Raw genomic sequence first — 24,400 nt, 5'->3', positions numbered from 1 at the left:
GCCCGTCGGCAGCCTCCGCCGACGGGCCGTCAGGCCTGGTCGAAGGGGGCGATCAGCAGCCGCAGCAGGGTGGCCAGCTCGGACTGCTGGGGCCCGGTCAGCTCGGCCAGCAGCGCCCGCTCGTGGGCCAGCAGTCCGGCCAGCGCCTGGTCCGCCCGGTCCTGCCCGTCCTCGGTGAGCCGCACCAGCACGCCGCGCCGGTCGTCCGGGTCGGGCAGCCGGACCACCAGGCCCTTGCCGGTCAGCCGGTCGATCCGGTTGGTCATGGTGCCGGAGGTCACCAGGGTCTGGGTGAGCAGCTGCCCGGGGGAGAGCTGGTACGGCGAACCGGCCCGGCGCAGCGCGGTGAGGACGTCGAACTCCCAGGGCTCCAGGCCGTGCTCGGCGAAGGCCGTGCGGCGGGCCCGGTCCAGGTGCCGGGCGAGCCGGCTGACCCGGCTGAGCACCTCGAGCGGTTCCACGTCGAGGTCGGGGCGCTCACGGCGCCATGCAGCGACCAGCCGGTCGACCTCGTCCTCCATGTGGATCAGTGTATCCACGGGTGTGTCGATATAAAGCCTCTTGACGTCAAGACGTCGGACACCCCGACGTCAGGCGGCGGTCACAGCTGCCGGTCGCCGACCAGCTTGGGGTGCCGCTCCAGACCCTCCAGCCCGTGCCAGGCCAGGTTCACCAGGTGCGCCGCGACCTCGGCCTTGCCGGGCTTGCGCACCTCCAGCCACCACTGACCGGTGAGGGCCACCATGCCGACCAGCATCTGCGAGTACATCGGGGCGAGGCGGGCGTCGAAGCCCCGCGACTTGAACTCCAGGCCGAGGATGTCCTCGACCTGGGTGGCGATGTCGCTGATCAGCGAGGCGAAGGAGCCGGTGGACTGGGCCACCGGGGAGTCCCGGACCAGGATCTTGAAGCCGTCGGTCGAGGTGTCGATGTAGTCCATCAGCGCGAACGCCGCCTGCTCCAGCAGCTCCCGGGAGTGCCCTCCGGTCAGCGCGCCGGTGACCATGTCCAGCAGCAGCTGCATCTCGCGGTCGACCACCACCGCGTAGAGCCCCTCCTTGCCGCCGAAGTGCTCGTACACCACCGGCTTGGAGACCCCGGCCCGCTCGGCGATCTCCTCCACCGAGGTGCCGTCGTAGCCGCGCTCGGCGAAGACCGTGCGGCCGATGTCCAGCAGCTGCTCGCGGCGCTGCTTGCCGGTCATCCGGACCCGGCCGCCCTTGCCGCCCCGGGCGGGGGCGGTGCGGGCCGGAGCGGTGCGGGCCTGGGTGGTGCGGGCGGCGGGAGCGGCGGCCCGGGCGCGCGCGGCGGGCGCGCCCGGGGCGGCCTCCGCTCGGTCGGTCCGGTCGGCTTCGCTGTCTCCGTTGCTCCCGTTCACCCTTACATCATGCTGTAGACGTCGGGTCATGCGGTGCGGCGGGCGGCGATCCGGGCCTCGTCGGGCCAGCGGACGTCCCGGGCCCAGCCGAGCTGCTCGAACCAGCGGATCAGCCGGGCGGAGGAGTCCACCTGGCCGCGGAGCACCCCGTGCCGGGCCGAGGTCGGGTCGGCGTGGTGCAGGTTGTGCCAGGACTCGCCGCAGGAGAGCACGGCCAGCCACCAGACGTTCCCGGAGCGGTCCCGGGACTTGAACGGCCGCTCGCCGACCGCGTGGCAGATCGAGTTGATCGACCAGGTGACGTGGTGCAGGAGGGCCACCCGGACCAGCGAGCCCCAGAAGAAGGCGGTCAGCGCGCCCTGCCAGCTCATCGAGACCAGGCCGCCGATCACCGGCGGGATCAGCATCGAGACCAGCGTCCAGAGCCAGAACAGCCGGGAGATCGCCCTTATCACCGGGTCGTTCACCAGGTCGGGGGCGTACTTCAGCTGCGGGGTCTGCTCCTCGTCGAAGAGCCAGCCCATGTGGGCCCACCAGAGGCCCTTCATCAGCGCGGGCACCGACTCGCCGTAGCGCCAGGGCGAGTGCGGGTCCCCCTCCTTGTCGCTGAACCGGTGGTGCTTGCGGTGGTCGGCCACCCAGCGCACCAGCGGGCCCTCGATGGCCAGGCTGCCGGCGATCGCCATCGCGATCACCAGCGGGCGCTTGGCCTTGAAGGAGCCGTGGGTGAAGTAGCGGTGGAAGCCGACCGTGATGCCGTGGCAGGCCACGAAGTACATCACCGTCATGATCGCCAGGTCGGTCCAGCCGAGGCCCCAGCCCCAGGCCACCGGCACGGCGGCCAGCAGGGCCAGGAACGGCACACCGATGAAGAGGCCCAGCGTGATCCGCTCGGCGAGGCCCTGCTGCTCACCGCCCCGGGTGGCGGACAGCTGGGTGGCGGCGACCGCTGCCGCTTCCGGGGGCGCTTCGCTGGCCTGGATCGTCATGAGGGTCCTCGAGGGAAGGGGCTACCTACGTAGCCGTAACCTACGGCATCGTAAGTACTGCCGCCCCGGATGGGAAGACGTGTCGGGGGCGGCCCGGGGGCGGCGAAGGTGGTGGATGTGCGGCGCCGCAGCCCGTAGGCTGTGGACCGCGCGCCGGGACACCGGCGCGGTGCCCGCCCTTCCCGGATCGTCTAAGGGCAGGACAGCTGGTTTTGGTCCAGCTTATGGGGGTTCGAATCCTCCTCCGGGAGCCGTTCAGTCAGCCTTCGGCCGGTGCTCCGGCCGGAGGCTGACGGGTTTTCAGCCAGGATGTCCGGATAGTCTCTGAGCAGCCCGGGTGCGGCCGTGCGGAGTGCCGACCCGAGGGCGCCATCCCCTCCCCCTCCCGACCCGAGGAGCCTCCCGCGTGAGTGCCAACACCCCTGCAGCCGTGATCGTGCTCGCCGCCGGCGGCGGGACGCGGATGAAGTCCAGGAAGCTGCCCAAGGTGCTGCACCCGGTCTGCGGCCGCACCCTGGTCGGCCACGCGGTGGCCGCCGCCCAGGAGTTGACGCCCCGGCAGCTGGTCGTGGTGGTCGGCCACCAGCGCGAGCTGGTCGAGGCCCACCTGGCCGAGGTGTACCCGGGGGTCTCCACCGCCGTGCAGCTGGAGCAGAAGGGCACCGGCCACGCCGTGCGCACCGCGCTGGCCGAGCTGGCCTCCCGCGGCGAGCGCCCCGAGGGCACCGTGGTGATCACCACCGGCGACGCCCCGCTGCTCACCGGCGCCACCCTGGCCGCCCTGGTCGCCGCCCACGCCGGGCAGGGCAACGCGGCCACCGTGCTGACCGCCGAGGTCCCCGACTCCACCGGCTACGGCCGCATCCTGCGGGACGCCTCCGACGCGGTGGCGGCCATCGTCGAGGAGAAGGACGCCACCGAGGCCCAGCGGGCCGTCCGCGAGATCAACTCCGGGGTGTTCGCCTTCGACGCCGAGCTGCTCGGCGAGGCGCTGGCCAAGGTCACCACCGACAACTCCCAGGGCGAGGAGTACCTCACCGACACCCTGGAGATCCTCCGCACGGCCGGCCACCGGGTCGGCGCCGTGGTCGCCGCGGACCACCGCGACGTGCTCGGCATCAACGACCGGGTCCAGCTGGCCGAGGCCCGCCGGATCCTGAACGCCCGTCTGGTCGAGCGCGCGATGCGCGAAGGGGTCACCGTGGTCGACCCGGCCACCACCTGGTTCGACGTCCAGGTGACGTACGAGCCCGACGCCGTGGTGCTGCCCGGCACCCAGCTGCACGGTGCCACCCACCTGGGCGAGGGCTGCGAGGTCGGCCCGAACTCCACCCTGACCGACACCACCGTCGGCGCCGGCGCCACCGTGAGCAACACCACCTCCATCGGCGCCGAGATCGGCGAGCTGGCCCAGGTCGGCCCGTACGCCTACCTGCGCCCCGGCGCCAAGCTGGCCCGCAAGGCCAAGGCCGGCACCTACGTGGAGATCAAGAACTCCGAGCTGGGCGAGGGCGCCAAGGTGCCGCACCTCTCCTACATCGGGGACGCCACCATCGGTGCCCACAGCAACATCGGCGCGGCCTCCGTCACGGTCAACTACGACGGCGTGAACAAGCACCGCACCACCATCGGGGCCCACTGCCGCACGGGATCCGACAACATGTTCATCGCCCCGGTGACGGTCGGTGACGGCGCCTACACCGCCGCCGGCTCGGTCATCACCAACGACGTGCCCCCCGGCGCACTCGGCGTCTCCCGCGCCCAGCAGCGCAACATCGCGGGCTGGGTGGCCCGCAAGCGCCCCGGAACCGACTCGGCCCGGGCCGCCGCCGAGGCCGCCGGGGAGCAGCAGTCCTGAGCGACCCGATCGGCCCACCGGGGATCTTGAGGGGCGGTCCCGGGGCGGACGCCGGCCGGGCCAGCGCGTAACCTTGAGTACATGCGTGCGCCACTGGGCTCCCTGGCCCGTGTTCTGGGCGTACCCCCATCCATTCGCCGACCACCTCGCCCGGGCGCCTGCCCGGGCGAGGTGCGGCGGACCATGCGGCAGCAACGCGAGGAGACGGTTCAGTGAGCGGGATCACGACGTCGGGTGAGAAGAAGCTCAAGCTCTTCTCCGGCCGTGCCCACACCCAGCTGGCGGAGGAGGTGGCCCGGGAGCTCGGCACCGAGCTGGTCCCCACCAAGGCCCTCGACTTCGCCAACGGTGAGATCTACGTCCGCTTCCTGGATTCCGCCCGGGGGGCGGACTGCTTCGTGATGCAGAGCCACACGGCTCCCATCAACCAGTGGATCATGGAGCAGCTGATCATGATCGACGCGCTGAAGCGGGCCTCGGCCCGCTCCATCACGGCGATCCTCCCGTTCTACGGCTACGCCCGGCAGGACAAGAAGCACCTCGGCCGCGAGCCCATCTCGGCCCGCCTGGTCGCCGACCTGCTGCGCACCGCCGGCGCCGACCGCCTGATGGCGGTGGACCTGCACACCGCGCAGATCCAGGGCTTCTTCGACGGCCCGGTGGACCACCTGTTCGCCCTGCCGATGCTGGCCGACTACGTCGGCGACCGGGTCGCCGACCGCTCCAAGCTGACCATCGTCTCCCCGGACGCCGGCCGCGTGAAGGTCGCCGACCAGTGGTGCGACCGCCTCGGCGCCCCGCTGGCCGTCATCCACAAGCGCCGCGACCTGACCCAGGCCAACACCATCCTGTCGGCCCAGGTCGTCGGTGACGTCAAGGACCGGGTCTGCGTCCTGGTCGACGACATGATCGACACCGCCGGCACCATCTGCGCCGCCGCCGACGCGCTCTTCGACAACGGCGCCGCCGACGTCATCGTGGCCGCCACCCACGGCGTGCTCTCCGGCCCGGCCGCGGACCGCCTGAAGAACTCCCGGGTGAGCGAGTTCGTCTTCACCAACACCCTGCCCACCCCGCAGGAGCTCCAGATGGACAAGGTGACCACCCTCTCCATCGCCCCCTCGATCGCCGCCGCGATCAAGGAGGTCTTCGAGGACGGTTCGGTCACCAGCCTGTTCGAGGGCGTCCACTGATCCCGGAGAAACGTCCCTGCTGACGGACAGTCAGCCACAATCGGCCCTCCACCGTTCACGGTGGGGGGCCGATTTCACGGTTGACGAGCTTCCAAGTTAGACTCGTGAGACTGCTCGGCGAGGGATGCTGTGCGCCCAAAACGGTGCCGTGTCCGTGATCGACGCGCTGACCTCACGGTCCGTCGTCTCCGCCGCCGAGCGAACCCCCAGCGTATTTGTGGGTGTGGCTTCGGCGGTTTTCGCTTGTCTGCACCCGGACCTTCACGAGGAGCAGACGTGTCCGAGATCCGCCTTGCCGCCGAGTCCCGCACCGAGTTCGGCAAGGGTGCCGCCCGTCGCGCCCGCCGTGCCGGCTTCGTCCCCGGTGTCGTCTACGGCCACGGCCACGCCCCGGTTCACCTGAACCTGCCCGGCCACGACCTGATGATGGCCCTCAAGACCCCGAACGCCCTGCTGGTCGTCCCGATCGAGGGCAAGGACGAGTACGTCCTGCCGAAGGCCGTCCAGCGCGAGGCCATCAAGCGCTCCATCGAGCACGTCGACCTGCTGCTGGTGAAGCGCGGCGAGACCGTCACCGTCGAGGTCCCGGTCCACACCGAGGGCGAGCTGGCCGCCGGTGGCAACCTGCTCGAGCACGTCCTGAACGCCCTGCCGATCGAGGCCGAGGCCACCCACCTGCCCGAGGCCGTCACCGTCTCGGTCGAGGGCCTGGAGGCCGGTGCCTCCGTCACCGCCGGCGACATCGAGCTGCCCAAGGGCGCCAAGCTCGCCGTCGAGGCCGACACCGTCGTGCTGCAGGTCATCGGCGCCCAGGCCGCCGAGCCGGCCGCCGAGGAGACCGCCGAGGTCACCGAGGCCTGAGCCTCGCCCCGCACCTGACCGCTGCCCCGGTCGCTCCGTTCGGAGTGACCGGGGCAGCGGTGCGTCCGGGATGATGGCCGAAGCGAATCAGGAGGAGCGGTACACATGGACGACTACGACGGTCCCTGGCTGGTCGTGGGCCTCGGCAACCCGGGGGAGCAGTACGCCCGGAACCGGCACAACATCGGCTTCATGGTGGCCGACCTGCTGGCCGGGCGGATGGGGGCCAGGTTCAAGGCGCACAAGAGCCGCGCGCAGACCGCCGAGGGGCGGATCGGCGGCAAGCGGGTGGTGCTGGCCAAGCCGATGACCTTCATGAACCTCTCGGGCGGGCCGGTCACCGCGCTGCGGGACTTCTACAAGGTGCCCACCGGGGCGGTCGTGGCGGTCCACGACGAGCTGGACATCGACTACGCCACCCTGCGGCTCAAGCTCGGCGGCGGCGACAACGGGCACAACGGCCTGAAGTCCATCACCAAGTCGCTCGGCCCGGACTACCACCGGATCCGCTGCGGCATCGGCCGCCCGCCGGGCCGGATGGAGGTGGCGGACTTCGTGCTCAAGGACTTCTCGTCCACCGAGCGCAAGGAGCTGAACTGGTTCGTGGACCGCTCCGCCGACGCGGTGGAGGCGCTGCTGACGGAGGGTCTGGAGCGCGCCCAGTCCACCTACAACTCCTGACGGACCGTCAAGAAGTCGTCCTGGTTTGCGCAACGGTCGTACAACGCTTGCTTGATCGTTCCGAAAACGGTGTGGGAACGACCCGTCCGATCCGATAGCGTCGACCCGTGCACGGGGTTGAGGGGTCGGTACAGGGGGTAAGGAACGTGGTTCGCTCGAAGCGGGTCCGGGTCGCTCGCGTGGTCGGCGGGACGGCACTGCTGGTCACGGCGCTGGGTGCGCCGGCGGCGCGGGCGGCGGAGCCGACGGGGGGCCCGGTGGCGACGCCCGAGCCCGCGGCGGCCCAGTTCCCCGGGCCGAACGACGTCGATCTGGAGGGCGGCTCCGGGCTGTACGCGGTCGGCGGCGGCCTGGTGGTCGCGGCCGGCGGCGCGGCGATGTGGCTGCGCCGGCGCCGGGCCGGACAGCCGACCGTCCACTGACTCCGCGAGAGAGCGGCAGAACACCGCGAGGGCGGCCCGGGAAGTCCCGGGCCGCCCTCGCGTTCTGAGCCTCCGTCAGCCGGTGTTGCGCAGGCCGGCGGCGATGCCGTTGACGGTCAGCAGCAGCGCGCGGGCCCGCAGCGGATCCTCGTCGCGGCCCTGGGCGACCAGCTCGCGCTGGCGGCGGAGCAGGGCGACCTGGAGGTAGGAGATCGGGTCGAGGTAGGCGTCGCGGACCTGGAAGGTCTGCTTCAACACCTCGTTGTGCTCCAGGAGTTCGCCCTCGCCGGTGAGGCGCAGGACCTCGCGCAGGGTGAGCTCGTGCTCGGCCACGATCTGGTCGAAGACGTGGTGCAGCTCGGCCGGGACCAGCTGCTCGACGTAGTGGCGGGCGATCCGCAGGTCGGTCTTGGCCAGCGTCATGGCGACGTTGGACAGGAAGTTGCGGAAGAAGTGCCACTGGCCGTGCATCTCGTCCAGCACGTCGCCCAGGCCCGCCTCGCGGGCGGCGGCCAGGCCGGAGCCGACGCCGTACCAGCCGGGGACGATCTGCCGGGACTGGGTCCAGCCGAAGACCCACGGGATGGCCCGCAGGCCGTCCAGACCGGCGCCGGAGTCGGGGCGGCGGGACGGGCGGGAGCCCAGGTGGAGCGAGGCCAGCTGGTCGACCGGGGTGGCCGCGAAGAAGTACTTCGGCAGGTCCTCCTGCTCGACCAGGGCGCGGTACGCGGTGTGCGCGGCCTCGGAGACCTGGTCCATCGCGGCGTCCCAGCGGGCCAGCTCCTCGGGGGCCTGCCGCGGGGAGGTGTGCAGCGCGGAGGCGGCCAGGGTGGCCGAGATGGTGAGCTCCAGGTTCTCCCGGGCGAGGGAGGGGAGCAGGTACTTGTCGGAGATGACCTCGCCCTGCTCGGTCACCTTGATCTCGCCCTCCAGGGTGCCCCAGGGCTGGGCCAGGATGGCCTCGTGCGAGGGGCCGCCGCCGCGGCCGACGGTGCCGCCGCGGCCGTGGAAGAGGCGCAGCCGGATGCCGTAGCGGTGGGCGACGTCGCGCAGCCGGCGCTGGGCGCGGTGGATCTCCCACTGGGAGGTGGTGATGCCGCCGAACTTGGAGGAGTCCGAGTACCCGAGCATGACCTCCTGGATGTCGCCGCGCAGCGAGACCAGCAGGCGGTAGGAGGGGTCGGAGAGCATCTCGTCGAGGATGCGGTCGGCCTGCTGGAGCTCGTCGGTGGTCTCCAGCAGCGGCACGATGCCGATCTTGGCGATGCCGGCGTGCAGGTCGATCAGGCCGGCCTCGCGGGCCAGCACGGTGGCGGCGAAGACGTCGTCGGCGCCCTGGCACATGGAGATGATGTAGCTCTCCACGATCTCGTCGCCGAAGCGCTCGAAGCCCTCGCGGATGGTGCTGAAGACGCCCAGGGTCTTGGTGCCGGCCGGGTCCAGCGGGGCCGGGGTGGGGGCCAGCGGGCGGCGGGAGCGGAGCTCCTTGGCGAGCAGCTTCTGGCGGTACTCGCGCGGCATGTCGGAGTAGCGCCAGGCCTCCTCGCCGAGGCGGTCGAAGAGCTGGCCGAGGGCGTGGTGGTGGGCCTCGGCGTGCTCGCGGACGTCCATGGTGGCGAGCTGCAGGCCGAAGGCCTCGACGGTGCGGATCGCGCGGGCCAGGCGGCCGTCGGCGATCAGGCCGCCGCGGTGGGCGCGCAGCGAGTCCTGGATCAGCTTGAGGTCGGCGACCAGCTCGCGGGTGCCGAGGTAGTCGCGGCCCGGGAGGTGCGGGGTGCCGGCGGCCAGGCGCTCGCGGGTGTTCTCCAGCTTGAGGCGCACGCAGGTGGCCTTGAGCCGGTAGGGCTCCTCGGCGTTCATCCGCTTGTAGCGGGGGCTGAGCTCGGGCAGCAGGCGCAGGTCGGCGTCGAGCGAGGCGAGCAGCTCCTCCGAGGCGCCGGCCAGCCGGACCGAGGTGGAGAGGGAGCTGCGCAGGTCGTCGACGGCGGCCAGGGCGTCCTTGATGCCGTACTCGTGCTGGAGGTTGAGCACGTCCCAGGTGACGGCAGGGGTGACGTTCGGGTTGCCGTCGCGGTCGCCGCCGATCCAGGTGCCGAAGGTCAGCGGGCGGACGCCCTCGGGAAGGGTGAGGCCGACCCGGGCCAGCTCCTCGTGGAGCTCCTCCAGCACCTCGGGGACGGCCTCGCGGTAGAGCTCGTCCAGGTAGTAGACGGCGTTGCGGGCCTCGTCGGTGGGCTCGGGGCGGGCGATCCGGAGCTCGTCGGTCTGCCAGAGCAGGTCGATCACCTCGGCCAGCCGGCGGTCGGCCTGGCGCTTGGCCGAGCTGTGGCGGGCCGGGTCGGTGGCGGCGAGGCCGGAGGCGACGTGCTCGCGGTGGATGCGCTCCAGCAGCTCGCCGATCCGGCGCAGCTTGTTGAGCACCGAGCGGCGGGCGGCCTCGGTCGGGTGCGCGGTGAAGACCGGGCGGACCGCGAGGTTGGCCAGGGTGTCTTCCAGGTGCTTGGGGTCCGCCTCGGCCAGCTGGTCGGCGGTCTGCGCCAGCAGCGAGCCCTCCTTGGCCCGGCGGGTGGCGAACTCGCGGCCGCGGTGCACCTGCTCGGTGACGTTGGCGAGGTGGAAGTAGGTGGAGAAGGCCCGGACCAGCTTGGCGGCGGTCTCCAGGTCGATCCCGGCGAGCAGCTCGGCGGTGGCCTCGCCGTCGGTGCGGCTGAGCAGGCGGACCTGCTCGACCAGGCCGAGCAGCTCGGGGCCCTCCTGGCGGACCAGGGTCTCGCCCAGCAGGTCGCCGAGGCGACGGATGTCCGCGCGCAGGGCGGCGTTGTCGGCGATCGGATTCGGGTTCTCCGCCGAGGTGGGGACCGGAGCGGTCACGGCTGGCTCCCTGTGGTGGTGGGGTTCGGCAACGGCTCGCGCGGACCTCGCTGTCCGACGCGCCCAGCATATGTGGCACCCGGTGCCGTCTCACCCGGGTAACCGAATGTCGGACACTCAGGAGTCGCGGGGCGAGGGTCCCGGGCTGGTCCGGGTCGGTCTCCTGAGGGGATGGTCGGTGCCCGCACCTGCCCGACCGTACGGAGCCCGGCCGACCTTGTCAGGTCGCCCCGCTGGTGCGGCCGATCGGCGGCCGGTTACTCGGGTGCCCGGCGTGGAGGCGCTGCCATAGGCTGAGCGGCATGAGCAACTCGCCGGACGGGGGCGGGCCGGGCCGATCACTCTGGTGGTGGGAGCGGCGCCGCAGCGTGGTGCTGGATGTGGGGCTGGCCGCGCTGGCCGCCCTGGAGTGTGCCGCCGGGGCCTACGCCACGGCGGTGCAGAAGTTCGACTGGTCCACACCCCTCGCGGTGGCCACCGCGGTGGTGGGCGCGCTGTGCGGGGCCTCGCTGGTGGTGCGGCGGCGCTGGCCGGCCGTGCCGGTGGTGCTGGCCCTGCTCTTCGTGCCGGGGTCCTTCGGCGTGGTGCTGCTGGTGGTGTCGCTGTACACCCTGGCGGCCACCTGGGAGTGGCCGTCCAGACGGGGGCGGGTGGTCTCGCTCTCCGCGCTGGCCTTCGCGGAGACCGTCGCGGTGGTGCTGTTCGGCATGTTCGAGCCGGTGCCGCCGGAGGAGACCACCCCGCCGGTCTGGGTGCTGGTGCTGATCGCGGTGCTGGTCTCGGTCGGCGTGACGGTCCCCCCGGTGGTGACCGGCCTCTACCTGGGCGCCCGGCGGCGGCTGGTCGAGAGCCTCAAGGACCGGGCGCACGGTCTGGAGACCGAGCTCGACCTGCTGGCCGAGCAGGCCCAGGAGCGCGCCCGCCGGGCCCGGCTGGAGGAGCGCACCCGGATCGCCCGGGAGATGCACGACGTGGTGGCGCACCGGGTCTCGCTGATGGTGGTGCACGCCGGGGCGCTGGAGCGGATCGTCGCCAAGGACCCGGAGAAGGCCCAGCAGAGCGCCAAGCTGATGGGCGAGGTCGGCCGGCAGGCGCTGAACGAGCTGCGCGAGATCCTCGGGGTGCTGCGGATGTCCGAGGAGGGGGCCGTCGCGGTGGACGACCTGGCCGGGCTGCCGGGGCTGGTCGAGCAGTCGGAGGCGGCCGGGATGCTGGTCACCCTGACGGTGAGCGGCAGCCGGCTGCCGTACACCACCGAGGCGGAGCGGACCGCGTACCGGGTGGTGCAGGAGGGGCTGACCAACGCCCACAAGCACGCCGGCGGGGCCAGGGTCACGGTGCTGCTGGCGTACGTGCCCAACGGGGTGCGGGTGGCGGTGCTGAACGAGTGCCCGGGCGGGGCGGCCAAGCGGGCCGGGCTGCCCAGCGGGGGCAACGGACTGGTGGGCATGGAGGAGCGGGTGCTGGCCCTGGGCGGCACCTTCGCGGCCGGGCCGGAGCCGGACGGCGGCTTCCGGGTCGAGGCGGTGCTCCCCTCACGCCTCGCGGTGCAGGACACCAGGCTGGCGTAGCAGCCGCTCGACCGGCGGCTGCACCAGCGGGCGCGTCAGCCGGACGGTGACCGGCAGGGCGAGCAGGACGGCGAGGGCGAGCGCGAAGGCGCCGTACAGCGGCAGCGCGGTCCAGGCGTGCCGGAGCACCCGGGCGTGGTAGACCCCGCTGGCCTGGAGCGCCTTCAGCGGCAGGCCGTGCAGCAGGTAGACGTAGAGCGAGGCGGCGCCCAGCGAGGTCCAGCGCAGCCGGCGGTCCGGGAGCAGGGCCAGGAACGAGGCGGCGGCCAGCAGCGAGAGCAGGCCGAGGACGACCCTGACGGCCAGCCAGACCGGGTAGCCGACCTTGAGCTGGGCGGCCGTCCCGGTGTACTCCAGCCAGCCCGAGTCCAGCAGGAACGGGTGGGCCGCCCAGACCGCCGCGAGGGTGAGCAGCAGGCCGAACGGGGCCAGCCGGCGGACCGCCTGACGGCGCAGCAGCTCGAAGTGGCCGGGGCGCAGCACCAGGCCGAGCACGAACCAGGGCAGGAAGCCCAGGGTGCGCCCGAGCGCCAGCTCGGCCGGGAAGGCGTGCAGCGCGCCGGAGCCGAGGGCGATCAGCACCGCCACCGGCAGCGGGTGGCGCAGCGCCGTCCAGAGCGGCACGCTGAGCCGCCAGAGCAGCAGCGAGAGCAGGAACCAGGTGAGCCAGCGCGGCTCCAGCAGCGGTATCGGCTCCAGCTTCCGCTCCAGCGCCATCCCGACCACGTTGTAGAGCACCTGGAAGACCAGGTACGGCACCACCAGCTGGGCGATCAGCCGGGCGCCGTCCACCTGCGGGCGGCCGGGCCGGGGCCGTGCGAAGTAGCCGCACAGGGTGATGAAGACCGGCATGGCGAAGGCGGCGACGGTGAGCACCACGGCGCCGACCAGCCGGTCGGCGGCCAGCAGCGGCATCCAGGTGTGGGCGCAGACCACCAGGGCGACCGCCGCGAACTTGGCGTTGTCGAAGAGTGGTTGACGGTCCACCGGGCCCCCTGGTGCAGATGTGTGGGGAAAGTGTGGTGGCTCGGAGGTGCCGGTGGGAAGGGATTGCCCGAAGTGGCACGTGCCGCCGGAGGGCGTCGGGTCGTCAGACCGACAGCGGGAGCAGCCGCTCCGGTCGCAGGCCGAGCACCAGGGCGCCCACCGCCTGGTCCACCGAGCGGCCCAGGTACCACTCGCCGGCGTGGTCCAGGCTGTAGACCCGGCCGTCCTCGTCCAGTGCCAGCAGCGCCTGCCCGTACGACTCCTCGCCCAGCGGGGCGACCCGGCGGCCCAGTGCCCGGCCCAGGTCGGCCAGGGTGCGCGGCTGGTGCAGCCCGCAGCGCGGGTCGAGCAGGAAGGGGGTGCGGGCGATCTCCCGCCCGGCGCCGGACAGGTCGAAGGCCAGGCCGCCGAACTCGGCCCAGGCCTCGATCGCGGCCGGGAAGACGGAGTGCTGCACACCCTGGGGATCGCCGTGCGCGACCAGCGCGTCGGCCCACTCCTCGGCCTGCCGGATCTGCCAGCGGCCGGGGTGCCAGCCGGCCTGCTTGAGCTCGGCGGCCACGTCGGCGGGGAAGCGGGGCTGGGTGCGGAGGGCGGAGTTCAGTGCGGGCTCCAGACTGACGGGACGGGGGGACTCAGGGGGCGGCCGGGCCGACGGCCACGCTGGCCACCTGGAAGTGGGCCAGCAGCGGCTCGCAGGACCGGCAGGGCGGCGCGTGCGTGCCGTGCGCCGGATCGCCCTCCTCGCGGATCCGGACGGTGGTCAGCCGGGAGCCCTTGAGGGCCTTGCGCGCCTCCGGCAGGCCGAGCGGCTTGCGCGCGGCCCGCTTGGAGCGGTTGGCGTCCACCTCGGTCAGGTACCGGGAGAGCAGCACCGCCTCCGGGCAGCGCCCGAGGAAGCGCTCGCGCTGGTCCAGCGGCAGCCCGTCCAGGAACTCGCCGACCAGCGGGTGCAGTTCGGGCAGCTCGTCCGGCTTGTGCCCGGCCAGGGTGTGCACGGTGCCGTTCTTCAGGGAGAGCGCGGCGGCCACCGCGGGCAGCAGGCTGTCGCGGTGGTGGCGCAGCGTCGGGGCCTGCTCGGCCTGCTCCATGACTGCTCCTCACCTGCTCGGCCGCCCTTCGGCGGGTGGTGCCCCGGTGCACCACACTAGGCACCAAGCCTGCCAAATGCCGCCGACAGGGCGGACGCCGGGGGTGCGCGCCCCGCCACGCTTCACCATTCCCACACGGTTTCCCGATTCGCCCCCCGAGCGCCGATGGCAGCCGATAGCGTTCCGCACCAGGGCCGGGCCGCCATCCACCGGGGGATCGGTGCGCGGTCATGACGAGTGCCCTCTCAACTGTCGGGCAAGGGGGGTCTTGCGATGACGAACGCAGCTGACCAGGTGGCGCACGAGGCGCCGGGCGAGCACGTGGAGACACCGGGCGTGCCCGGACCGCGGTCGGCCGACCGGATCGGCATGGCCGTGGTCGGGGCGGGCTACTGGGGGCCGAACCTGGTCCGCAACGCCCAGCAGACCGCGGCCATGCGGCTGCACTGGCTGTGCGACCTGGACGAGGCCAAGTCCCGCCGGGTGCTGGGCGAGTACAGCACCGTGAAGCCCACCACCTCCTTCGAGCAGGTGCTGGAGGACGAGCGGGTGCACGCGGTGGCCATCGCCACCCCGGCCGCCGGCCACTACAAGCTGGTGCGGGCCGCCCTGGAGGCGGGCAAGCACGTGCTGGTGGAGAAGCCGATCACCACCTCGGTCGAGGAGGCCGCCGAGCTCTGCGAGCTGGCCGAGGAGCGCGGCCTGGTGCTGATGACCGATCACACCTTCTGCTACACCCCGGTGGTGCGCCGGATCCGCGACCTGGTGCACGGCGGCGAGATCGGCGACGTGCAGTTCTTCGACTCGGTGCGGATCAACCTCGGGCTGGTCCAGCCCGACGTGGACGTGCTCTGGGACCTCGCCCCGCACGACCTCTCCATCCTGGACTTCGTGCTGCCCCCGGGCGTCGAGCCGGTCGGGGTGAGCGCCCAGGGCGCCGACCCGATCGGGGCCGGCCGGGCCTGCGTGGCCTACCTGACGGTGCGTCTGTCCAACGGCGCGCTGGCCCACTGCCACGTCAACTGGCTCTCCCCGACCAAGGTCCGCACCACCATGATCGGCGGCTCCCGCCGCACCCTGGTCTGGGACGACCTCAACCCGCAGGCCCGCCTCGCCGTGCACGACCGCGGCGTGGACCTCACCCCGCCGGACGAGCTCACCGACGCCATCCGCCACCAGGCCCTGATCTCCTACCGGGTCGGCGAGATGGTCGCCCCCGCGCTGGTCGAGCAGGAGGCGCTGCGCAACGTGATGGCCGAGTTCGCCGCCGCCATCACCGAGGGCCGGGCCCCGCTCACCGACGGCCGCTCCGGCCTGCGGGTCCTCAAGCTGCTGCACGCCGCCTCGCGCAGCCTGGAACTCGGCGGCGCCACCGTGCCGGTGAACGCCGACGACTCCTCCGACGACTCCTCCGACGTAGAACTGATCACCGCACAGGAGAGGGCCACCGCCCGATGAACGCCGTACCGATCGAGGGTTCCCGCTGCCTGGTCACCGGAGGTGCCGGCACCATCGGCTCCACCGTGGTCGACCAGCTGATCGCCGCCGGGGCCCGCGAGGTCGTGGTGCTGGACAACTTCGTCCGCGGCCGGATGGCCAACCTGGCGGACGCCGAGGCCGCCGCGGCCCCGGGCCAACTGCGGGTGGTGGACGGGGACATCCGCGACCGCGCGCTGCTGCGGGAGCTGCTGGGCAGCGACACCGACCTGCTGTTCCACCTGGCCGCGATCCGGATCACCCAGTGCGCGACCGAGCCGCGGCTGGCGCTGGAGATCATGGTGGACGGGACCTTCGACGTGGTCGAGGCCGCGGCCGAGTGCGGCGTGAAGAAGGTCGTGGCCTCGTCGACGGCCTCGGTCTACGGCCTCGCGGACGTCTTCCCGACGCCGGAGACCCAGCACCCCTACAACAACGACACCCTGTACGGGGCGGCGAAGGTCTTCAACGAGGGCCTGCTGCGGTCCTTCCACGCGATGTACGGGCTGGACTACGTCGCGCTGCGGTACTTCAACGTGTACGGCCCCCGGATGGACGTCCACGGCAAGTACACCGAGGTCTTCATCCGCTGGATGGAGCGGATCACCGCCGGGCAGCCCCCGCTGATCTTCGGCGACGGCGCCCAGACCATGGACTTCGTCTACACCGAGGACATCGCCCGGGCCAACCTGCTCGCTGCTTCGGCGCCGGTGACGGACCGGGTCTACAACATCGCCTCGGCCTCGGAGGTCTCGCTGCGCGGGCTGGCCGACGCCCTGCTGTCGGCGATGGACTCCGAGCTGGACGTCGAGCACGGGCCGGCCCGGGACACCGCCGGTGGCGTGACGCGGCGGCTGGCGGACATCTCGGCCGCCGAGCGCGACCTGGGCTGGAAGCCGGAGCTGGGCCTCGAGGACGGACTGCGCAAGCTCGTCACCTGGTGGCAGCAGGCTCGCTAGAGGCCACCCCGGGGGCGCGAGGAACTGCGCGGCCAGCCACCATCCCGCCGTTAGATCGCGGCACCTGCAACTGAACCACTTCGAAGCGACTGAACGGTGCGTGGCCTTCCGCTGCGCGCAGTTCCCCGCGCCCCCAAAGGAGCAACCCGCTCGTGTCCATCCCGGTGATGATCCCCTGGCTCGGTGAAGAAGAAGCCCTGGCTGCCGCCGATGCGGTGCGCTCGGGCTGGGTGGCCCAAGGGCCGCGGGTGGCGGAGTTCGAGCGGGCGTTCGCCGAGTACCTCGGCGTGCCGCACGCGGTCGCCGTCTCCTCCTGCACCACCGCCCTCCAACTCGCCCTGATCGGGGCCGGGGTGGGCCCGGGCGACGAGGTGGTGGTCCCGTCCTTCTCGTTCATCGCGACCGCCAACGCCGTCGTCTACCTCGGTGCCGTCCCGGTCTTCGCCGATGTGGAGCTCTCCTCGGGGAACCTCACGCCGCAGACGGTGGAGCCGCTGCTCACCGACCGCACCAAGGCCGTGATCGTGGTGGACCAGGGCGGCGTCCCGGTGGACCTGCCCGCGATCGAGGCGCTGGTCGCGGGCCGCGGGATCACCGTGGTCGAGGACGCCGCCTGCGGCGCGGGCTCGCTGCTGAACGGCCGTCCGGTGGGCAGCGGTGCGGCGATCGCCGCGTACTCCTTCCACCCGCGCAAGCTGCTGACCACCGGCGAGGGCGGCATGGTGACCTGCCAGGACGGCGAACTCGCCGCCCGGCTGCGGCGGTTGCGCGAGCACGGGATGAGCGTCTCGGCCGCCGACCGGCACGCCGCCAGCGGCGGGGCCAGTGTGGTGGAGACGTACGACGAGGTCGGCTACAACTTCCGGATGACCGACATCCAGGCCGCGATCGGCCTGGTGCAGCTCGGGAAGCTGCCGGCGCTGGTCGCCCGGCGCCGCGAACTGGCGGCCCGCTACCGGGAGCTGCTCGGCCCGCTCGGCGAGCGCCTGGTGGCGGACCCGCCGCACGGCAGCTCCAACTTCCAGGCCTGCTGGCTGCTGCTGCCCGAGGACGCCCCGGACCGCACCGAGGTGCTGGCCCGGCTGGCGGAGAAGGGGATCTCGGCCCGGCGCGGGATCATGGCGGCCCACCTGGAGCTGCCGTACAAGGGGGCGGCCCGGGTGGAGCTGCCCAACACCGAGCTGCTGACCGGCCGTTCGCTGATCCTGCCGCTCTACCACACGCTGACGGAGGAGCAGCAGGACACCGTCGTCGCGGCCCTGTTGGAGATCGTCGGGTGACGGTGATCAGGCACCTCGGCCACGCGGGCTTCGTGGTCGAGCACGCCGGGCTGCGGATCCTGATCGACCCGTGGTTCCACCCGGCGTTCCTGGACGCCTGGTTCCCGTACCCCGACAACCGGCCGCTGCTGCCCGAGGTGGTGGGCGGCCGGTACGACTACCTGTACGTCTCGCACACCCACGAGGACCACTTCGACGAGCGGCTGCTGGCGCAGCTCTCCCGCGAGGTGACGGTGCTGGTGCCCCGGTACCGCTCGCAGTCGCTGCGCCGCCGGCTGGCCCGGATGGGGTTCGGGCAGCAGGTGCTGCTCGGGCACCGGGAGTCGCACCGGCTGGGGCCGGACGCGGTGGCCACCGCGTACCTGGACACCAGCCACAAGGAGGACAGCGGCCTGCTGCTGGACCTCGGCGGGTACCGCTTCCTGGACCTGAACGACTGCAACACCCCGCTGTCCGAACTGCCCACCGGCATCGACCTGCTGGCGGCCCAGTACTCGGGCGCCATGTGGTACCCGAACGCCTACGGCTACCCGCCGGAGGAGATGGCCCGCAAGACCGCGGCCGTCCGGGCGGACCTGCTGGACACCCTGGTGCGCAAGGTCCGGCTGACCGGCGCCCGGGCCTACCTGCCCTCGGCCGGTCCGGCCTGCTTCCTCGACCCGGAGCTGGACCGGTTCAACGACCGGGCGGCCACCATCTTCCCGCACTGGGAGGACGTGGCCGGGGAGTTCGCCGCCGCCTGCCCCGGGGTCGAGGTGATCCGCACCGCGCCCGGCGACACCGTCGACGCCCCCTCGGTGCCCGGGAGTTGGGCCACCGACCAGCAGGGTTACCTGGACGCCTACCGGGAGCGCCGCCGCGACGAGTGGGAGGCGTACCACCGGGGCCCGGAGCCGGTGATCCGCGCGACCGAGGTGGCGGCGCACTTCGACCGGCTCCAGCGGCTCAACCGCCCACTGCTGGACGGCTACCGCCAGGGCCTGCGGCTGGAGGCCGACGGAGCGGCCTGGGGCGTGCGCCTGGGCGAGCTCGCCGAACGGGTCGAGCTGGAGGACGAGCCGGTCGACCCCGGCTACACCATCCGGGTCCCGCCCCGGGCGCTGCGGGCCGTGCTGGACGGCCGGACCGGCTGGGAGGAGGCGCTGCTCTCCATGCGGCTCTCCCTGCACCGCGACCCGGACGTCTTCGACCTGACCCTGCTCAGCCTGCTCCGCTACGGCCACCAGCCCGCCCAGACCCGGCAGTTGGTCCGCGAACGGAGCGGGGCCGGGGATGCCGTGGTGGAGCGGGACGGCCTGCGCTTCCAGCGGTACTGTCCGCACGCCGGGGAGGACCTGGCCCACGCCGAGGTCGCCGACGGCGTGATCGAGTGCCCCCGCCACCACTGGCGCTGGGACGCCCGCACCGGCCGCTGCCTCTCCGGCGGCACCCTCCCGCTGCGCGTGGAACCCGCCGCAGCCCCTGTTGACCCCCTGCTCGAACCGACCCTGGAAGGGCCAGTCCGATGAACCCGATCCCGCTGGTGGACCTGCAAGCCGCCCACGCCGAGGTAGCCGAGGAGGTCCGGGAGGGCATCGACCGGGTGCTCGCCTCCGGGGCCTACATCAAGGGGCCGGACGTGGCCGCCTTCGAGGCCGAGTACGCGGCCTACTCCGGCGTCGCCCACGCGATCGGCGCCGCGAACGGCACCGACGCCATCGAGATGGCCCTGCGGGCGCTCGAACTTCCGCCCGGCGCCCGGGTGGTGATCCCCGCCAACACCTTCGTCGCCAGCGCCGAGGCGGTGGTCCGGGCCGGGATGCGGCCGGTGCTGGTGGACGCCGACCCCGAGCACCTGCTGATCGACCCGGAGCGGGCGGCGGAGGCGGAGGCGGAGGCCTACCTGCCTGTCCACCTCAACGGGCAGCTGGCGCCGATGGAGCGGATCCTGGAACTCGCCGACGGCCGCCCGGTGGTGGAGGACGGCGCCCAGTCCCAGGGGGCCACCCGGCACGGCAGGGTCTCCGGCTCCTGGGGCGTGCTCGCCGCCACCAGCTTCTACCCCGGCAAGAACCTCGGCGCCTACGGCGACGCCGGTGCCGTGGTCACCGACTCGGCCGAACTCGCGGGCGTGGTGCGGGAGATCGGTGACCACGGGTCGAGCCGCAAGTACGTGCACGAGCGCTTCGGCTTCAACTCCCGGATGGACACCATCCAGGCGGTGGTGCTGCGGGCCAAGCTGCGGCGACTCCCGGCCTGGAACGAGGCCCGCCGCGCGGCGGCGGCCCGCTACGACGCGCTGCTCGGAGAGTTGGGCGGGGTGACGCTGCCGAAGACCCTGCCGGGCAACGAGCACGTCTGGCACCTCTACGCCGTCCGGATCGCCGGGGGCCGCCGGGACGAGGTGCTCGCCGCCCTGAACGCGGCCGGCATCGGCGCCGGGATCCACTACCCCGCCCCGGTCCACCTCCAGCCCGCCTTCGCCGACCTCGGCCACCGCGAGGGCGACTTCCCGGTCGCCGAACGGGCCGCCCGCGAGCTGCTCAGCCTCCCCCTGCACCCGCACCTGACGGAGGACCAGCAGACCTACGTCGCGGAGACCCTGACCAAGGCCCTCTAGGGACCGAGGTCATACCGCTGGGGCGCGGGGACGTGCGCGGCTACACCGGGGCGCGAGGACGTACGTGGTCACACCGGGGGCGCGAGGAACTGCGCGAATCGGGAGGCGGCTCACCTGCAACTGACCCACCGTCGGCCAGTTGCACGTGCTGCCGTTCCCCCGCGCGCAGTTCCCCGCGCCCCTGCGGGGCGCAACCACCTTCGCCCCTGCGAGGCACAGCCACCTTCGCCCGTGCGAGGCACAGCCACCTGTGCCCCCGGGGCGTCAGTTGGGAAGCCTGACCTCCAGCCCCGCGAGGACCGCCGGGTCGGCGGTGACCTCGATGGCGTCGATGGTGCCGTCCGCCGCGAAGGCGAAGCGCAGGACGACGGTGAGGCGCCCGAAGGGGGCCATCACCAGGGCGAGGGCGTCGTTCACCAGGGCGACCTCGGTCGCGCGGGCGCGGGCCATCGCGGCCATCGCCCCCTGCGCCACCGGGAGGGCCCCGGAGACGGTGACCGGTTCGGGGGTGGGGATGACCATGCGGTCGGCCCGGAGCACGACGTCCGGGTGGAGGAGGGCGAGCAGGGCGTCGAAGTCCCCGCCGCGGGTGGCGGCGAGGAAGGCGTCCACCACCTGCCGACGCCGCGTCAGGTCCGGGTCGGGGCCCGGCGCGGCGCCCCGCACCCGGCGGCGGGCCCGGCTGGCGAGCTGCCGCACCGCCGCCGGGGTCTTCTCCAGCATCGGGGCGATCTCGTCGAACGGGACCGCGAACATGTCGTGCAGCACGAAGGCCAGCCGCTCCGCGGGCGTCAGGGCGTCGAGCACCACCAGCAGCGCCAGGCCGACCGAGTCGGCCAGCAGCGCCTCCTCCTCGGGGTCGGCCCCCGAGCCCCGCTCCAGGGCCCGGTCCGGGCCCTCGGGCCCCTCGGGCCCGTGCTCCAGCGGGTCCTCCCGCCGGGTGCGCCGGGTGCGCAGCAGGTTGAGGCAGACCCGGCCGACCACGGTGGTCAGCCAGGCGGCGAGGTTCTGCACCTCGGAGATGTCGGCGGAGGCGGCCCGTAGCCAGGCCTCCTGCAGCGCGTCGTCGGCCTCGCTCAGCGAGCCGAGCATCCGGTAGGCGACCGCGCGCAGGTGCTCGCGTTCCTCCTCGAAGCACCGTACGAGTTCGAGTTGCCGGTCCATGGGTCTCGCGTCCCCCGTTCGCTCATGGGCGTGTGGTCGCCGCGAACCTACCGGGCCGAGGTGGACGGCTCCCGTGACGGGGCACCTGTCGACGGTCCGTCAAGTCCGTCCGGACCTGGTGGACCGGACGGGGAGTACCCCTAGGCTGTGGGCAGCAATCCGTCGCAGCAGCCAGTGGGGGCACCCAGATGACTACAGGCCGGCCCGGGACCGCCGCGCCCAACGGGGCGTACGCGGGGCAGGTGGTGCAGTTTCCCGACCCGTTGAGGGCGGGGAAGTACCCGGCCGGGGTGCGGGTGGACGAGAACGGCCTGCCGGACTTCTCCCCGTACGCCGCGGCCGCCGCCGAGGTGGCGGACCCGCCGGAGGGCTTCGGCGTGGACGAGATGCGGCTCACCGACTACGTCTCCGCCAACGCCGCCCTCTACACCCAGGGCCACGAGCTCTGGGCCGACCTCCCCACCGCCGTGGCCACCCCGGCCGGCTGGACCTGGCACCACGTCAGCGGCGGCGCGCAGCCCGGCTGGCGGCGGATGGAGCTGGTGCCCGTCGAGGTGAAGGCGCTGTTGCGCCACCACGGCGGCCTGGCGCACTCCGGCGCGGACCACCACCGCCGGGGCACCCGGCCGCTCCAGGAGCAGCGCCCGGCGCACTTCCCGCTCGCGCTGGACGGCGGCGACCCGCTGGCCGTCACCGAGGACCTCGCCCAGCGCGCCGAGCAGCGCCTGGGCCACCCGCTGCCGGACGCGTACCGCGACTTCCTCAAGCTGGCCGGCGGCCGCGCCCCGGTCGGCGTCGCGCTGGACGTGGGCCTCGGGCTGCTGGTGGACCAGCCGTTCCTGACGCTCAGTGAGGAGTACGGCGTCCAGGACCTGGTGTACGCCAACAAGTGCCTGCGCGACCACCTCACCAAGGACTACCTGGGCGTCGCCTACCTCCAGGGCGGCCTGCTGGCCCTCAAGGTGCGCGGCGAGGAGACCGGCTCGGTCTGGTTCTGCCCGTACGACGACGCCCGGGACGCCGGTGACCCGGACGAGACGCCCGAGCAGCGGGTGGCCCGGCTGCTGCTGCCCTGCGGCGCGGACTTCGACGAGTTCCTGCTCCGCCTGGCGGGCAGCCCCCAGGAGCTGGAGACGGTGGCGGCGATGATGGTGGACGGCGGCTTCGCGCGCGCCGTCCCGGTGAGTGCGGAAGGGGTGCGGCAGGCGTGGTGACCTACGCGCAGGCCCGGGAGACGGCCGAGGACTGGATCAACGCGGGGGTGCCGCGCTCGCGGCAACGCGAGGTCCGGGTGCGGGAGTTCGACCTGGGCTACGTCTGCTGGGCGGAGGAGGCCACCGACGTCCCGTCGGCCGACCCCGGCTCGGCCCCCGGCCCCCGGCTGGTGATCGCCCGCGAGACCGGCGCCAGCACCCTCTGGCCGGCCCTCCCCGTCAACGAGGTGGTCGCCCGCTACGAGGCCGCCTACGGCACCCCGAGCGAACCCAACCCGGCCGGTGCCGCCAAGCCCGCCCCGGGGCGGGTGGAGGCCACCTCCTTCCTGCTCAGCCCCCCGCAGTGGCTCCAGGAGGCGGGGGAGGCGGCCATCGCGGCCGAACGCGCCCGCCTCGGCGGCGAGCCCGACGCGGCGTCGGCTTCGGCGTCGGCGGCTGCTGACACCACCCTGCCGGGGCCCGGCAGCGCTCCCACCGGTGAGGGCGCCACGCTGCCCGGGCCCGGTGCGGGAGCCGCAGGCGCGGGGCCCGGCACGGGGCTGCCCGAGCCCGGGGCCGCCGACGCGGGTCCGGTCGCGGCGGGCGGACCGTCCGCCGGTCCGGCCGAACCGGAGGGACTGGACGCCGCGCTGGCCTTCGCGCTGAGCGGCTCCCTCGACCCGGCCGTCGCACCGGGCCAGGTTCCGGCGGCACCGAACGGCGGCCTGGCGGAGCCGGGCCACGCGGACGGCCCCGGCGCCGGTCCGGGCGCCGCTCAGGCGGCTCCTGCGGCGGGTGCCCAGTCCGCCCCCGGGCAGCAGCCCGGTGCGTTCCCGCCGCCCGGTGGCTTCCCGCCGCCCGGTGGTCCGGGTGCGCCGTTCCAGCCCGGGCCCGGGGGCTTTCCGCCGCCCGGTGCACCGGGTGGCTTCCCGCCGCCCCAGGGTGTGCCGGGTGCGTTCCCGCCGCCCGGTGGTCCGTTCCCTGGTGGTCCGTCAGCGGGTGCGCCGCCGCAGGCTCCCGGTGGCTTCCCGCCGCCCGGCGGGCCCGGAGCGCCGTACCAGCCCGGGCCCGGGGGCTTCCCGCCGCCCGGTGGTCCCGGGACGCCGCCGCAGGGTGTGCCGGGTGCGTTCCCGCCGCCCGGGGCTCCATTCCCTGGTGGTCCGTCAGCGGGTGCGCCGCCGCAGGCTCCCGGTGGCTTCCCGCCGCCGTACGCCGGCGGGCCGTACCCGCCGCCGGGTGGTCCCGGGACGCCGCCGCACGGTGCTCCCGGTGGCTTCCCGCCTCCGCAGGGCGCGCCGGGTCCGTTCCCGCCGCCCGGTGGTTTCCCGCCTCCGGGCGGCCCTGGTACGCCTCCGCAGGGTGTGCCGGGTGCGTTCCCGCCGCCCGGGGCTCCGTTCCCTGGTGGTCCGTCAGCGGGTGCGCCCCCGCAGGCTCCCGGTGGCTTCCCGCCGCCCGGCGGGCCCGGTGCCCCGCCGGTGTTCGCCGCGCCGCCGGAGTCCGGCCGCCCGGCCGGGGACGCCCCGACCCTGCTCGCGCCCCCGCCCGGCGGGCCCGGCGCGGGCCCGGTCGGCGACCCCTCGCACGCGCCGACCCTGCTGGCCTCCGAGGTCCCCGGCCTGAGCGGTCTGCCGGGCGCCCCCGGACGGGGCGGTCCGACCGCACCGCCGCCCCCGCCCCCGGCCGACCTGCGCGGGCCGGCCGGCGCCCCGCCCGTACCGCCGGGCCCGACGGGTCAGGCCCCGGGCCGGACCCCGACCGCCCCGCCCCCGCCGCCGCCGGCCGAGCTGCGCGGTGACGGCGGCCCCGGCGCGGTCGGCGGCGCGGCCC

General features: G+C 73.7%; 20 protein-coding genes, 1 tRNA gene and 1 pseudogene. 14 read left to right on the top strand and 8 right to left on the bottom strand.

Annotated elements, in window-relative coordinates; translation table 11 throughout:
* Positions 1–29: 29 nt before the first annotated feature.
* The 3 genes from ACWEPF_RS10680 to ACWEPF_RS10670 all read right to left on the bottom strand — a co-directional run bounded on the left by ACWEPF_RS10680 (position 30) and on the right by ACWEPF_RS10670 (position 2,367).
* Positions 30–521 carry a MarR family winged helix-turn-helix transcriptional regulator gene (locus ACWEPF_RS10680; RefSeq protein WP_345281156.1) on the bottom strand — a complete coding sequence of 164 codons (492 nt, stop codon included), beginning with the start codon at positions 519–521 and terminating at the stop codon, positions 30–32.
* Between the two features lie 80 nt (positions 522–601).
* Positions 602–1,204, bottom strand: coding sequence for a TetR/AcrR family transcriptional regulator (locus tag ACWEPF_RS10675; RefSeq protein ID WP_345281154.1), 603 nt, complete (start codon positions 1,202–1,204; stop codon positions 602–604).
* A 200-nt stretch (positions 1,205–1,404) separates the two neighbouring features.
* Positions 1,405–2,367 carry an acyl-CoA desaturase gene (locus ACWEPF_RS10670; protein WP_345281148.1) on the bottom strand — a complete coding sequence of 321 codons (963 nt, stop codon included), beginning with the start codon at positions 2,365–2,367 and terminating at the stop codon, positions 1,405–1,407.
* Between the two features lie 180 nt (positions 2,368–2,547).
* On the opposite strand from ACWEPF_RS10670, the gene ACWEPF_RS10665 reads away from it, so the two are divergent.
* The 6 genes from ACWEPF_RS10665 to ACWEPF_RS10640 all read left to right on the top strand — a co-directional run bounded on the left by ACWEPF_RS10665 (position 2,548) and on the right by ACWEPF_RS10640 (position 7,382).
* Positions 2,548–2,618 (top strand) — tRNA-Gln (locus ACWEPF_RS10665).
* 155 nt (positions 2,619–2,773) lie between these two features.
* The gene (gene glmU, locus ACWEPF_RS10660) at positions 2,774–4,225 is read left to right on the top strand and encodes a bifunctional UDP-N-acetylglucosamine diphosphorylase/glucosamine-1-phosphate N-acetyltransferase GlmU (RefSeq protein ID WP_449796248.1); all 1,452 of its coding nucleotides are present in this window, start codon (positions 2,774–2,776) and stop codon (positions 4,223–4,225) included.
* 212 nt (positions 4,226–4,437) lie between these two features.
* Complete coding sequence (locus tag ACWEPF_RS10655) at positions 4,438–5,418, top strand: ribose-phosphate diphosphokinase (protein WP_452172303.1); 981 nt, start codon at positions 4,438–4,440, stop codon at positions 5,416–5,418.
* A gap of 276 nt (positions 5,419–5,694) precedes the next feature.
* Positions 5,695–6,279 carry a 50S ribosomal protein L25/general stress protein Ctc gene (locus ACWEPF_RS10650; RefSeq protein WP_345281143.1) on the top strand — a complete coding sequence of 195 codons (585 nt, stop codon included), beginning with the start codon at positions 5,695–5,697 and terminating at the stop codon, positions 6,277–6,279.
* Between the two features lie 105 nt (positions 6,280–6,384).
* Positions 6,385–6,960 carry an aminoacyl-tRNA hydrolase gene (pth, locus tag ACWEPF_RS10645; RefSeq protein WP_452172302.1) on the top strand — a complete coding sequence of 192 codons (576 nt, stop codon included), beginning with the start codon at positions 6,385–6,387 and terminating at the stop codon, positions 6,958–6,960.
* 146 nt (positions 6,961–7,106) lie between these two features.
* A complete protein-coding gene (locus tag ACWEPF_RS10640; RefSeq protein WP_345281139.1) occupies positions 7,107–7,382 on the top strand; it encodes a hypothetical protein in 276 nt (91 codons plus the stop codon).
* Between the two features lie 75 nt (positions 7,383–7,457).
* Here ACWEPF_RS10640 and ppc read toward each other — a convergent pair whose 3' ends face one another.
* The gene (gene ppc, locus ACWEPF_RS10635; protein ID WP_380149427.1) at positions 7,458–10,253 is read right to left on the bottom strand and encodes a phosphoenolpyruvate carboxylase; all 2,796 of its coding nucleotides are present in this window, start codon (positions 10,251–10,253) and stop codon (positions 7,458–7,460) included.
* 302 nt (positions 10,254–10,555) lie between these two features.
* On the opposite strand from ppc, the gene ACWEPF_RS10630 reads away from it, so the two are divergent.
* Positions 10,556–11,824: a sensor histidine kinase gene (locus tag ACWEPF_RS10630; protein ID WP_345281137.1), complete on the top strand. Its 1,269-nt coding sequence runs from the start codon at positions 10,556–10,558 to the stop codon at positions 11,822–11,824.
* On the opposite strand, the gene ACWEPF_RS10625 is transcribed toward ACWEPF_RS10630, so the two are convergent.
* The 3 genes from ACWEPF_RS10625 to ACWEPF_RS10615 form a co-directional block, all read right to left on the bottom strand.
* A complete protein-coding gene (locus ACWEPF_RS10625; protein ID WP_449796250.1) occupies positions 11,789–12,811 on the bottom strand; it encodes an acyltransferase family protein in 1,023 nt (340 codons plus the stop codon). The genes ACWEPF_RS10630 and ACWEPF_RS10625 overlap by 36 nt on opposite strands.
* Positions 12,812–12,914: 103 nt before the next feature.
* A complete protein-coding gene (locus ACWEPF_RS10620) occupies positions 12,915–13,373 on the bottom strand; it encodes an SUKH-3 domain-containing protein (RefSeq protein WP_380149426.1) in 459 nt (152 codons plus the stop codon).
* Between the two features lie 73 nt (positions 13,374–13,446).
* On the bottom strand, positions 13,447–13,902 hold the full coding sequence (locus tag ACWEPF_RS10615; RefSeq protein WP_345281133.1) for a YwqJ-related putative deaminase: 456 nt from the start codon (positions 13,900–13,902) through the stop codon (positions 13,447–13,449).
* A 273-nt stretch (positions 13,903–14,175) separates the two neighbouring features.
* On the opposite strand from ACWEPF_RS10615, the gene ACWEPF_RS10610 reads away from it, so the two are divergent.
* From ACWEPF_RS10610 to ACWEPF_RS10590, 5 genes are all read left to right on the top strand, one after another.
* Positions 14,176–15,360 carry a Gfo/Idh/MocA family protein gene (locus ACWEPF_RS10610; protein WP_452172301.1) on the top strand — a complete coding sequence of 395 codons (1,185 nt, stop codon included), beginning with the start codon at positions 14,176–14,178 and terminating at the stop codon, positions 15,358–15,360.
* Positions 15,357–16,337, top strand: a complete 981-nt coding sequence (locus ACWEPF_RS10605) for an NAD-dependent epimerase/dehydratase family protein (protein ID WP_449796251.1) — start codon at positions 15,357–15,359, stop codon at positions 16,335–16,337. Before ACWEPF_RS10610 ends, ACWEPF_RS10605 begins: the two co-directional genes overlap by 4 nt.
* 152 nt (positions 16,338–16,489) lie before the next feature.
* Positions 16,490–17,617 carry a DegT/DnrJ/EryC1/StrS family aminotransferase gene (locus tag ACWEPF_RS10600; RefSeq protein ID WP_452172300.1) on the top strand — a complete coding sequence of 376 codons (1,128 nt, stop codon included), beginning with the start codon at positions 16,490–16,492 and terminating at the stop codon, positions 17,615–17,617.
* Positions 17,614–19,125 carry an MBL fold metallo-hydrolase gene (locus ACWEPF_RS10595; protein WP_452172299.1) on the top strand — a complete coding sequence of 504 codons (1,512 nt, stop codon included), beginning with the start codon at positions 17,614–17,616 and terminating at the stop codon, positions 19,123–19,125. Before ACWEPF_RS10600 ends, ACWEPF_RS10595 begins: the two co-directional genes overlap by 4 nt.
* A complete protein-coding gene (locus ACWEPF_RS10590) occupies positions 19,122–20,216 on the top strand; it encodes a DegT/DnrJ/EryC1/StrS family aminotransferase (protein WP_452172298.1) in 1,095 nt (364 codons plus the stop codon). The genes ACWEPF_RS10595 and ACWEPF_RS10590 overlap by 4 nt, the downstream gene beginning before the upstream one ends.
* 264 nt (positions 20,217–20,480) lie before the next feature.
* Here the strand turns inward: ACWEPF_RS10590 and ACWEPF_RS10585 are convergent, their stop codons facing one another.
* A complete protein-coding gene (locus tag ACWEPF_RS10585; RefSeq protein WP_452172297.1) occupies positions 20,481–21,380 on the bottom strand; it encodes a sigma-70 family RNA polymerase sigma factor in 900 nt (299 codons plus the stop codon).
* A gap of 188 nt (positions 21,381–21,568) precedes the next feature.
* Between ACWEPF_RS10585 and ACWEPF_RS10580 the strand changes: the two genes are divergently transcribed.
* Together ACWEPF_RS10580 and ACWEPF_RS10575 are read left to right on the top strand one after the other, a co-directional pair.
* Positions 21,569–22,594: an SMI1/KNR4 family protein gene (locus ACWEPF_RS10580; protein WP_449796255.1), complete on the top strand. Its 1,026-nt coding sequence runs from the start codon at positions 21,569–21,571 to the stop codon at positions 22,592–22,594.
* Positions 22,588–24,400 (top strand): annotated as a pseudogene (locus ACWEPF_RS10575) (SUKH-4 family immunity protein); the annotation flags it as partial. The gene ACWEPF_RS10580 and the pseudogene ACWEPF_RS10575, both read left to right, overlap by 7 nt.

This window comes from Kitasatospora sp. NPDC004289 (assembly GCF_053602875.1).
The sequence above is the reverse complement of the archived record's forward strand: the minus strand, read 5'-3'. Positions and strand labels throughout refer to the sequence as shown.

Coding starts and splice junctions, on each gene's coding strand:
- ACWEPF_RS10680 (WP_345281156.1), bottom strand. CDS start 521: ATGGAGGACGAGGTCGACCGGCTGGTCGCTGCATGGCGCCGTGAGCGC.
- ACWEPF_RS10675 (WP_345281154.1), bottom strand. CDS start 1,204: ATGACCGGCAAGCAGCGCCGCGAGCAGCTGCTGGACATCGGCCGCACG.
- ACWEPF_RS10670 (WP_345281148.1), bottom strand. CDS start 2,367: ATGACGATCCAGGCCAGCGAAGCGCCCCCGGAAGCGGCAGCGGTCGCC.
- pth (WP_452172302.1), top strand. CDS start 6,385: ATGGACGACTACGACGGTCCCTGGCTGGTCGTGGGCCTCGGCAACCCG.
- ACWEPF_RS10630 (WP_345281137.1), top strand. CDS start 10,556: ATGAGCAACTCGCCGGACGGGGGCGGGCCGGGCCGATCACTCTGGTGG.
- ACWEPF_RS10615 (WP_345281133.1), bottom strand. CDS start 13,902: ATGGAGCAGGCCGAGCAGGCCCCGACGCTGCGCCACCACCGCGACAGC.
- ACWEPF_RS10610 (WP_452172301.1), top strand. CDS start 14,176: ATGACGAACGCAGCTGACCAGGTGGCGCACGAGGCGCCGGGCGAGCAC.
- ACWEPF_RS10605 (WP_449796251.1), top strand. CDS start 15,357: ATGAACGCCGTACCGATCGAGGGTTCCCGCTGCCTGGTCACCGGAGGT.
- ACWEPF_RS10590 (WP_452172298.1), top strand. CDS start 19,122: ATGAACCCGATCCCGCTGGTGGACCTGCAAGCCGCCCACGCCGAGGTA.
- ACWEPF_RS10585 (WP_452172297.1), bottom strand. CDS start 21,380: ATGGACCGGCAACTCGAACTCGTACGGTGCTTCGAGGAGGAACGCGAG.
- ACWEPF_RS10580 (WP_449796255.1), top strand. CDS start 21,569: ATGACTACAGGCCGGCCCGGGACCGCCGCGCCCAACGGGGCGTACGCG.